Genomic DNA, 8087 nt, shown 5'->3' with positions numbered 1-8087 from the left:
GGTAGGCGCGGAGGGACTCGAACCCCCAACCAGACCGTTATGAGCGGTCGGCTCTAACCATTGAGCTACGCGCCCGCCGTGGCCACGGCCTAGCAGGCGGGACGGCGGCTTGCCAAGCGGACGAGCCGTCAGTCGCTGTTTCGAATTCCGGCGGATGAACGGAACCTGCCAGCGCCCCCTCAGCGTTCATTCAGGCGCGAACGGCCAAGCTGTGGCTAATGTCCTCGCCCACGTCGGGCGGTGGGCCGTTCGCCCTCAAGGAGTTCTGACGTCATGCCCCGTTCCGCTGTCGCCGTCCGCGCCGTTCACCCCGCCTTCGGTCCGACGAACCGCCTGTTGCTCATGAGCGGGGCCGTCATGGCCGCCGCGGCCCTGCTGGCCGCCCCCGCCGTCCGGGCGCAGTCGCAGCCGGACGGCGGCGCGCCGATGGTGGTGCACGCGGTGGCCGACCGGCCGGCGCTGAACCTGTCGGCCTACGGCGAGACCAAGGTGAAGCCTGACATGGCCCGCATCAATTTCGGCGTCGTCACGGAGGCTCCCACGGCCGCCGAAGCCATGGCTCAAAACGCACAGAAGATGACGCAGGTGATGGCCGCGATCGGCCGGGCCGGCATCCGGGAGCTGGACGTGCAGACATCGGGTCTCAGCCTGCAGCCACTCTACGACTACGTCGAGAACCAGCCGCCTCGCCTGCGCGGCTATCAGGTCAGCAACCGCGTGACCGTCGAAATCCACGATCTCGCGCGGGCCGGCTCCACCGCCGACGCAGTAGTGAGCGCGGGCGTCAACCAGATCGACGGCATCAGCTTCGGCCTGCGCGATCCGGCCGAGGCCGAGAATGCGGCCCGGCAGGCGGCGGTGCGGAACCTCCGCGCCAAGGCGGATCTCTACGCCCAGGCCTTGGGCGTCCAACTGGGCGGCGTCCGGAGCCTGAGCGAGGGCGGGGGTTATTCGGCTCCGCCGCCGATGCCGATGTACGCCGCGCGCAACATGAGCATGGACTCGGCGCAGACGCAGATCGCCCCCGGGGAGCTGACGGTGCGGATCGACATCACCGGAGTCTACGACCTGGTTCGTTAGGACGTGAGCGAGCCCCGGTTCTTCGGAGCGGGGGCTCGCCTCAGGACGCGGACCGGGCCAGCACCAGCCCGACCCCTAAGTTCAGCGCATAGCAGATGAGCAAACCGGCCAGCAGGGTGACCGGACCGTCCGGGAACAGCATCAGCGGCACGCTCCACGGCAGGCCGAGAATGGTGGCTGGCAGGAAATCAACCATGCTCTGGCTCATGCCCAGCATGCGCAGTCCCGCAGTCGTCGCCAGCATGAGCCCGACGGCGCCGGCGACGGCGTAAAGCGCCAACAACGTCCATGGCAGCCAGGCGGGTAGTCGGGTCATCGGCGGCGCTCCTGACGCAGAGGGAAGTCCCTTGGACGCACGCCGTCAAGCTTGGGCCTATTCGATCTTGAAGACGACGGTAAGCCGGGGTCCGACCTCGGTCGGCGGCCGGTCGACCGGCGCCGCCTCCGTCGTCAGGGAACCCGTGACGACGATGTCGCCGAGCTCCCGATCACTCCTTGGGCCGGACCAAGGGAACGGAGCCCTGTCCGGATGGTCAAGCGGCCCGTTTGATCTCGTTGCGGTCGTCGAGCAGCACCACCGTCGGGGACCACTGGCGGGCTTCCTCCTGCGGCAGTTGGCCGTAGGTGACGATGATGACCTTGTCGTTCTTCTGCACCAGACGCGCCGCGGCGCCGTTGACGCCGATGACGCGCGAGCCGCGCGGCGCCTCAATGGCGTAGGTGGTGAAGCGCGCGCCGTTGGTGATGTTCAGCACATCCACCTGCTCGTGCGGAAAGATGCCGGCGGCGTCGAGCAGATCGGAGTCGATCGCGATCGAGCCCTCGTAGTCGAGGTCGGCCTGGGTCACCGTGGCGCGGTGCAGCTTGGCCTTCATCAGGGTGACCAGCATGGGAGGTGCGGTCCGGATGTGACGCGGGGCGATAAGCCCCCGCTCGCAGACCACTCATATAGGCGGTCGCCGCCCGCCCATCAATCTTCCTCGTTGCGCCGCAACATGGATGCTGCGGCGCATTCGCGAGTTACGCGACCTTCATTTGACCGAGACGCCCCGGGCTCTATGTTTGGGCGGGGCCACCATCCGGCCCCCGCCCGGACGCCGTTCCTCCCCCATGAAGCAATTCTTCCTGACCGTCCTCGGCGTCTTCGCCGGGCTGTTCCTGTTTCTGATCGTCGTCCCCTTCGTCTTCATCGCCGTGGCGATCGGTTCCGCCTCGTCGGAGGACCCCACGCCGGCCAACACCGTGCTGGAGCTGGATCTGCGAGACGGGCTGACGGACCAGACGTCGTCCAATCCCTTCGCCGTGTTCGGTGGCGGCGGACTGTCGACGCTGCAGATCGTCGACGCGCTTGCGCAGGCGGAGGACGACAACCGGGTGAAGGCGCTGCTGATCCGCCTGCCCGAGGCGGGGATCACGCCGGCCGCCGCGGACGAGATCCGGCAGGCGGTGGGCCGCTTCCGCCGGTCCGGCAAGGTCGTGATCGCCCACAGCCAAGGGTTCCAGCCGGTCGGCACAGCGGTCTCAAGCTACATGGTCGGCGCGGCGGCGTCTCAGCTGTGGATGCAGAACACGGCGAACTTCCAGCTGTCGGGCCTGTCTTCGGAGGGTCTGTTCCTCGGTCGCGCCTTCGACAAATACGGCGTGCGGCCCGAGTTCGAGCAGCGCTACGAGTACAAAAACGCGGTCAACGAATACACCGAGAGCGACTACACGCCGGCCCACCGGGAGGCGGCGACTGCGTGGATGACGTCCGTCTACCTGTCCAGTCTCGCCAACGCGGCGCGGGACCGAAAGGTGACGCCGGCGGCGCTGCGGACCACCATCGAGGCGGGTCCGTACTCGTCGGTGGAGGCCCGCGAACGCCGGCTGATCGACCGCGTCGGTCATGTCGAGGAGGCAGAGGCCGAAGCCAAGCGACGGGCTGGCCGCAACGCTGAACTCGTGGAGCTGTCCGACTACGCCTCCACCCGCGGCGAGCGGACCGGGTCCGGGTCCAAGGCCATCGCCATCATCGGCGGCGAGGGCGCGATCGGCACCGGCTCGGGCGGCGGCGCCGATCCGTTCGGCGGCGGCTCGTCGATTCAGTCGGACGATCTGGCCGAGGCCATTTACGACGCCATCGAGGACGACGCGGTCAAGGCGATCGTCTTCCGGGTTTCGTCGCCGGGCGGCTCTCCGGACGCCTCGGAGCAAATTCTCGCCGCGGTCCGGGCGGCGAAGGCCGCCGGCAAGCCGGTGGTGGTCTCGATGGGCGACTACGCCGCGTCGGGCGGCTACTGGATCAGCTCGGAGGCCAACTGGATCGTGGCCCAGCCGACGACACTGACCGGCTCGATCGGCGTCTATGGCGGCAAGTTCGTGTTGGCGGACGCGCTCGGCCGCTTCGGCGTCGATCTGCGCAATATCTCCGTCGGCGGCGAATACGCGGACGCCTTCTCCCCGGCCCAGTCGTTCACTCCGGCCCAGCGGGCGGCGTTCGCCGCCCAGATCGACCGCACCTATGAAGAGTTCATCACCCGGGTCGCCGCGGGTCGCCGGCTTGCGCCCGAACGCGTGCGCGAGATCGCCCGCGGCCGCGTCTGGACCGGCGCCCAGGCCCGGGAGATCGGCCTCGTCGACCAACTCGGCGGGCTGGAAGAAGCCATCGGCAAGGCCCGCGAGCTGGCGCGCATCCCGGCGTCGCAGTCCGTCAGCTTCAAGCGCTTCCCCGAGCAGACGTCGCCGTTCGAAGCCCTCGCGGACATGTTCGGCGTATCCGGGGAGGCCGCGCGCGTGCTGGTCGGGATTGGCGGGGTCATGAACGACCCTGCGGCGGAGGCGACGGTTCGCCGCATCCAGACCGACCGCGCGCGGGCTTCAGGCTCGTCCGTACTGGCTGACCAGCCCTGGTAGCGTCACCGGAACACTCGCCTGTGAAGGGGCTGTCATTGACCGTTCACCTTCATGGACCGAGAGTGGCTCTGAGGCGTTCTCCACGGCGTCTGCGAAGGTGAACTCATGACCCAGCCCGACCGTCTGATCCCTGGCTCCGGAGCCGCGGCGGCCATGCGCCGTCCGGCCAACGGACTGGTGGCGTCGATTGTGTGGTTGGGCGGGATGATCGCGACGCTGGCGGCCATGGCCGTCGGCGCGGTGCTGGCGGTGTTCACCGCCGCCGCCGTGGCGGTGATCGCCCTGTTCGCCGCCGTGGTCGTCTTCCTCGCGGGGCTGGCGATGGGCGCGCGGCGCAAGGTGGTTCGACGTACACGCCGTACCGACGATCTCATCGAGGCGCGCAAGGTGGACGGCGCCTGGGTCGCCTACGGCTGGGAGCGGCCGGGCCGGTAGGCGTGCTGATCGCCAGGGACGTTCCCTCCCCGAACTTCGACGAGCGCCGGGCCCCGCCCGACATGTTGGTGCTGCACTACACGGGCATGCGCACCGCCGACGCGGCGATCCAGCGGCTCTGCGATCCCGTCGCCAAGGTCTCGGCCCACTATGTCGTCGATGAGGATGGCGCGATCCTGCGGCTGGTCCCGGAAGAACGCCGGGCCTGGCATGCCGGCCAGGGCGCCTGGCAGGGCGAGACCGACTGCAACGCCGCCTCCATAGGCGTCGAAATCGTCAATCCGGGGCATGAGTTCGGCTATCGTGACTTCCCTGAAGCCCAGATCGACTCGGTCGTCAGCCTGATCAGCGACATCCGCACCCGCTGGACGATTCCCGACGTGCGCATCATCGGCCACTCCGACCTGGCTCCCGACCGCAAGCAGGATCCCGGCGAGCGGTTTCCCTGGAAACGGCTAGCCTCGGTAGGGCACGGCCTGTGGTTCGAGCCGGCGCCGGAGCGTATCGCGGCGCTCGGCCCGCCGCTCGGCGTCGGCGACGAGGGGCTGGGGGTGATCGTCCTGCGGGCCGGGCTGCACCGGTTGGGCTACGCCCTCCAGCCGGGTGGAAACTACGACGGGGCCACGCGCCTGACGGTGGAAGCCTTCCAGCGCCACTGGCGTCCGGCCCAGGTGGACGGCGTGGCGGACGGCGAGACCCGCGCCACCCTGATGGGCGTGCTGCAACTGGCCACGGCCGAGAGCGTGACGGGAGTCATGAACTAGGCCGCGGCTCCCGCGAAGTTGACGCCGTCGCCGGGAAGGCCCACCTAGCGCCGGTCAGACGGCCGGGCGGTCGCGGCGTGGCCAGAGCTTGCTTTGTCCGCGCCGAGGAAAGTCCGGGCTCCACGGTGAAAAGGCGGCGGGTAACGCCCGCCCGGGGCGACCCGAGGGATAGCGCCACAGAAAGCAAACCGCCTGCCCTTCGGGGCGGGGAAGGGTGAAAGGGTGGGGTAAGAGCCCACCGCGGACCTGGCAACAGGGCCGGCATGGCAAGCCCCGCCTGGAGCAAGACCGAATAGGGACGTCGCGCGGCTTCGGCCGCAGGGTTCATCGCCCGAGGCGTCCGGGTAGGTCGCGAGAACCGTCGGGCGACCGGCGGTCCAGAGGAATGATCGTCGCCGCTCTTCGGGGCGGAACAGAACCCGGCTTACAGGCCGTCTGACACTCTCTATTTCAGGGCGCTAACACTCGCCGCGCGGCGGCTCGCTGCTTGAGCGCGATCCGCCACACACGAGATTGCGGGTATCAGTCCACAGCCTGTCTATACTTGCATTGTTCTGTGTATGTTCTGTGCTTTACCGGCCGCACAAGTGCGAACGAGGTTAACCGGCGTCAACTAATCCCATTGAGGCCCACCTGATCCCATGCTATCCCAGCAGCTGAGGGTGCTTTCGGGATCAAGGGGGCGGATCGACAGGTCCGCATTAGGGGGCAGTGCGTGTTTCTCTCGACCTATGAGAAACAGTTGGACGGCAAGCGGCGCCTGCTGATCCCGCAGGAGTTCCGCACAGCCGACAACGGCGCCGAGCATGGCGTCTTCTGCTTCTTCTCGATGGCCTCCGATTGTCTCGAAGCCGGCGGGGACAAGCTGATGGCCGAGTACGTCGCCCGCATCGAAGCCCTGCCGTTCGGCAGCGACCGGCGCACCGCGCTCGAGGAAACCTTCTACGCCGGCCAGCGCCCGCTCTCGTACGACGGCGGCGGCCGGATCACCCTGCCGGAAAGCCTGTGCCAGGACGCGGGCCTCGGCGACGACGTGGTCATCGTCGGACTGGGTCCGCGCTTCCAGATCTGGGACCGGGCGCGCTGGAACGCCCGCCGCGACGCACGCCGGGCGCTGGCGCGTCAGGTCATGCTGGGCGACGACACAGGCGGGGAGGGCGCATGAGCGGCCCTCACGCCCCGGTCCTGCTGGACGAAGTGATCGAGGCGTTGGCCCCTAACCCCGGCGACGTGATCATCGACGCCACCTTCGGCGCCGGCGGCTACACCCGCGCGATCCTCGCCACGGGGGCGACGGTGATCGGCCTGGACCGCGATCCCACGGTGCAGCCGTTCGCGGACGCCGTCGCCAACGATCATCCGGGGCGGTTCCAGCTGATCCGCACCCCCTTCTCGGGTCTCGCCGACGCCTTCGCGGAGTCCGGCGCGGAGCGGCTGGACGGGGTGGTGTTCGACATCGGCGTGTCGTCAATGCAGATCGATCAGGCCCAGCGCGGCTTCTCCTTCATGCGCGACGGCCCTCTCGACATGCGGATGTCGGACGAGGGGGAGACCGCCGCCGACATCGTCAACACCTGGGACCACGGGCCTATGGCCCACATCTTCAAGCTCTACGGCGACGAGCGTCAGTCCGGCCGGGTCGCCACGGCCATCCTGCGCCGCAGGGTCGAGCAGCCGTTCGAGCGGACGCTGGAACTCGCCGCGGTGGTCGAGAAGGCGCTGGGCGGACGACGCGGCGCCGCGATCCATCCGGCCACCCGCGTGTTCCAGGCGCTGCGCATCGCCGTCAACGACGAGCTGGGCGAGCTGCGCGCCGGGCTCGAAGCCGCCGAGGCGACGCTGGCCCCCGGAGGGCGGCTGGCGGTGGTGACCTTCCACTCCCTGGAGGACCGGATCGTAAAGGCGTTCCTGACGGAGCGCACCGGGAACGCCCCCGGCGGTTCGCGCCACGCGCCGGTCGCCGTCGAGACCCGCAAGCCCAGCTTCACCCTGTCGTTCAAAGGGGCGCGCGAGGCGGCCGAGGCTGAGCTGGCGGCCAATCCGCGGGCCCGCTCGGCCAAGCTGCGCGCCGCGGTCCGCACCGACGCCGCGCCGTGGGGGAGGATCGCCGCATGAGCGCCGCGATCGCCACTCTGAACCGCCTGTACGGCTGGAAGGTTCGCGGCGTCCGCTGGGTCGAGATCATCGGCGTTCTGCTGGTGGCCGCGATGGTGTTCTCCGTCTATGTCGCCAAGGCGGCGGCGGCCCGCGAGAGCAGCCGCATCAGCGAGCTGGAGCGTCAGATCGGCGATAACGGCCAGCGGGTGCGCCTGCTGCGCGCCGAGGTCGCCCGCCTTGAACAGCCGGGTCGGCTCGAGGCCCTGTCGCGCGGAGCCGGTCTGGGGCCCGTCGATGTTCACCGGCAGGCGACCGAAGACAGTCTGCCGACCCTCGCGCCCATCCCGGAGCCTGCGCCGGCCGTCATCGTGGCTCCGACCCCTGCGCCTGCCGCTGAACCGGCGCCCGCCGGGCCCGTGGCGTCCCCCCCTGCCGTGGAGCCCGCCCGATGAGCGCGCACGATCCGCTCGCCGGGGGACGGCCCGCCTATGGAGGCCGCCGTTATGCGCCGTCATGGCGCTGGCTGGCCGAGGCCATGTGGTGGGTCGAGCATTCGTTCGGCCGCGCCCGCGCCGACGCCCGGCCAGAGGAAGACACGCGCGTCCGGATCTTCGTTTTGCTGGCCCTGTTCTCGGTCGTGTTCGGCTGCCTTGCGCTGGGCGCGGCGCGGGCGGCGTTGCTGGCGCCGCACGGCGCGACAGGCGCGGCCTCCCATCCGAACGCGGTGGTTCGGGCCGACATGGTCGACCGCAATGGCGCCCTGCTGGCGACGAACATCACCCACTACGGCCTCTACATAAATCCCGCGGAGGTCTGGGA

General features: G+C 69.5%; 9 protein-coding genes, 1 tRNA gene, 1 other RNA gene and 1 pseudogene. 9 read left to right on the top strand and 3 right to left on the bottom strand.

Features of this window, described 5'->3' with window-relative positions; genetic code table 11:
* Window positions 1–2: 2 nt before the first annotated feature.
* Window positions 3–75: transfer RNA gene (locus tag VGB60_RS11105), tRNA-Ile, on the bottom strand.
* 198 nt (window positions 76–273) lie between these two features.
* Between VGB60_RS11105 and VGB60_RS11100 the strand changes: the two genes are divergently transcribed.
* A complete protein-coding gene (locus VGB60_RS11100; RefSeq protein WP_331038317.1) occupies window positions 274–1080 on the top strand; it encodes an SIMPL domain-containing protein in 807 nt (268 codons plus the stop codon).
* Window positions 1081–1120: 40 nt separating this feature from the next.
* Here VGB60_RS11100 and VGB60_RS11095 read toward each other — a convergent pair whose 3' ends face one another.
* Entirely contained in the window at window positions 1121–1396 is a 276-nt protein-coding gene (locus VGB60_RS11095) for a hypothetical protein (RefSeq protein ID WP_331038316.1), read from the bottom strand.
* 217 nt (window positions 1397–1613) lie between these two features.
* On the bottom strand, window positions 1614–1970 hold the full coding sequence (gene panD, locus VGB60_RS11090) for an aspartate 1-decarboxylase (protein WP_331038315.1): 357 nt from the start codon (window positions 1968–1970) through the stop codon (window positions 1614–1616).
* Between the two features lie 220 nt (window positions 1971–2190).
* On the opposite strand from panD, the gene sppA reads away from it, so the two are divergent.
* From sppA to VGB60_RS11050, 8 genes and pseudogenes are all read left to right on the top strand, one after another.
* Window positions 2191–3972, top strand: coding sequence for a signal peptide peptidase SppA (gene sppA / locus VGB60_RS11085; RefSeq protein ID WP_331038314.1), 1782 nt, complete (start codon window positions 2191–2193; stop codon window positions 3970–3972).
* Window positions 3973–4077: 105 nt separating this feature from the next.
* A complete protein-coding gene (locus VGB60_RS11080; protein ID WP_331038313.1) occupies window positions 4078–4407 on the top strand; it encodes a hypothetical protein in 330 nt (109 codons plus the stop codon).
* A gap of 2 nt (window positions 4408–4409) precedes the next feature.
* Window positions 4410–5171, top strand: coding sequence for an N-acetylmuramoyl-L-alanine amidase (locus VGB60_RS11075; protein ID WP_414644519.1), 762 nt, complete (start codon window positions 4410–4412; stop codon window positions 5169–5171).
* Between the two features lie 54 nt (window positions 5172–5225).
* Window positions 5226–5614, top strand: an RNA gene (gene rnpB, locus VGB60_RS11070) — RNase P RNA component class A.
* Between the two features lie 272 nt (window positions 5615–5886).
* Window positions 5887–6336, top strand: coding sequence for a division/cell wall cluster transcriptional repressor MraZ (locus tag VGB60_RS11065; RefSeq protein WP_331038312.1), 450 nt, complete (start codon window positions 5887–5889; stop codon window positions 6334–6336).
* Window positions 6333–7286, top strand: coding sequence for a 16S rRNA (cytosine(1402)-N(4))-methyltransferase RsmH (gene rsmH, locus VGB60_RS11060; RefSeq protein WP_331038311.1), 954 nt, complete (start codon window positions 6333–6335; stop codon window positions 7284–7286). The genes VGB60_RS11065 and rsmH overlap by 4 nt, the downstream gene beginning before the upstream one ends.
* Window positions 7283–7720 carry a cell division protein FtsL gene (ftsL, locus tag VGB60_RS11055; protein ID WP_331038310.1) on the top strand — a complete coding sequence of 146 codons (438 nt, stop codon included), beginning with the start codon at window positions 7283–7285 and terminating at the stop codon, window positions 7718–7720. The genes rsmH and ftsL overlap by 4 nt, the downstream gene beginning before the upstream one ends.
* A pseudogene (locus VGB60_RS11050) lies at window positions 7717–8087 on the top strand (penicillin-binding protein 2); the annotation flags it as partial. The gene ftsL and the pseudogene VGB60_RS11050, both read left to right, overlap by 4 nt.

The sequence above is a fragment of the Brevundimonas sp. genome (assembly GCF_036399195.1).
In the GTDB taxonomy this organism is placed as follows: Bacteria; Pseudomonadota; Alphaproteobacteria; order Caulobacterales; family Caulobacteraceae; genus Brevundimonas.
Note: the sequence above shows the minus strand (reverse complement) of the source record. Positions and strands in the feature narration are given on the sequence as shown.

Coding starts and splice junctions, on each gene's coding strand:
- VGB60_RS11100 (WP_331038317.1), top strand. CDS start 274: ATGCCCCGTTCCGCTGTCGCCGTCCGCGCCGTTCACCCCGCCTTCGGT.
- VGB60_RS11095 (WP_331038316.1), bottom strand. CDS start 1,396: ATGACCCGACTACCCGCCTGGCTGCCATGGACGTTGTTGGCGCTTTAC.
- panD (WP_331038315.1), bottom strand. CDS start 1,970: ATGCTGGTCACCCTGATGAAGGCCAAGCTGCACCGCGCCACGGTGACC.
- sppA (WP_331038314.1), top strand. CDS start 2,191: ATGAAGCAATTCTTCCTGACCGTCCTCGGCGTCTTCGCCGGGCTGTTC.
- VGB60_RS11080 (WP_331038313.1), top strand. CDS start 4,078: ATGACCCAGCCCGACCGTCTGATCCCTGGCTCCGGAGCCGCGGCGGCC.
- rsmH (WP_331038311.1), top strand. CDS start 6,333: ATGAGCGGCCCTCACGCCCCGGTCCTGCTGGACGAAGTGATCGAGGCG.
- ftsL (WP_331038310.1), top strand. CDS start 7,283: ATGAGCGCCGCGATCGCCACTCTGAACCGCCTGTACGGCTGGAAGGTT.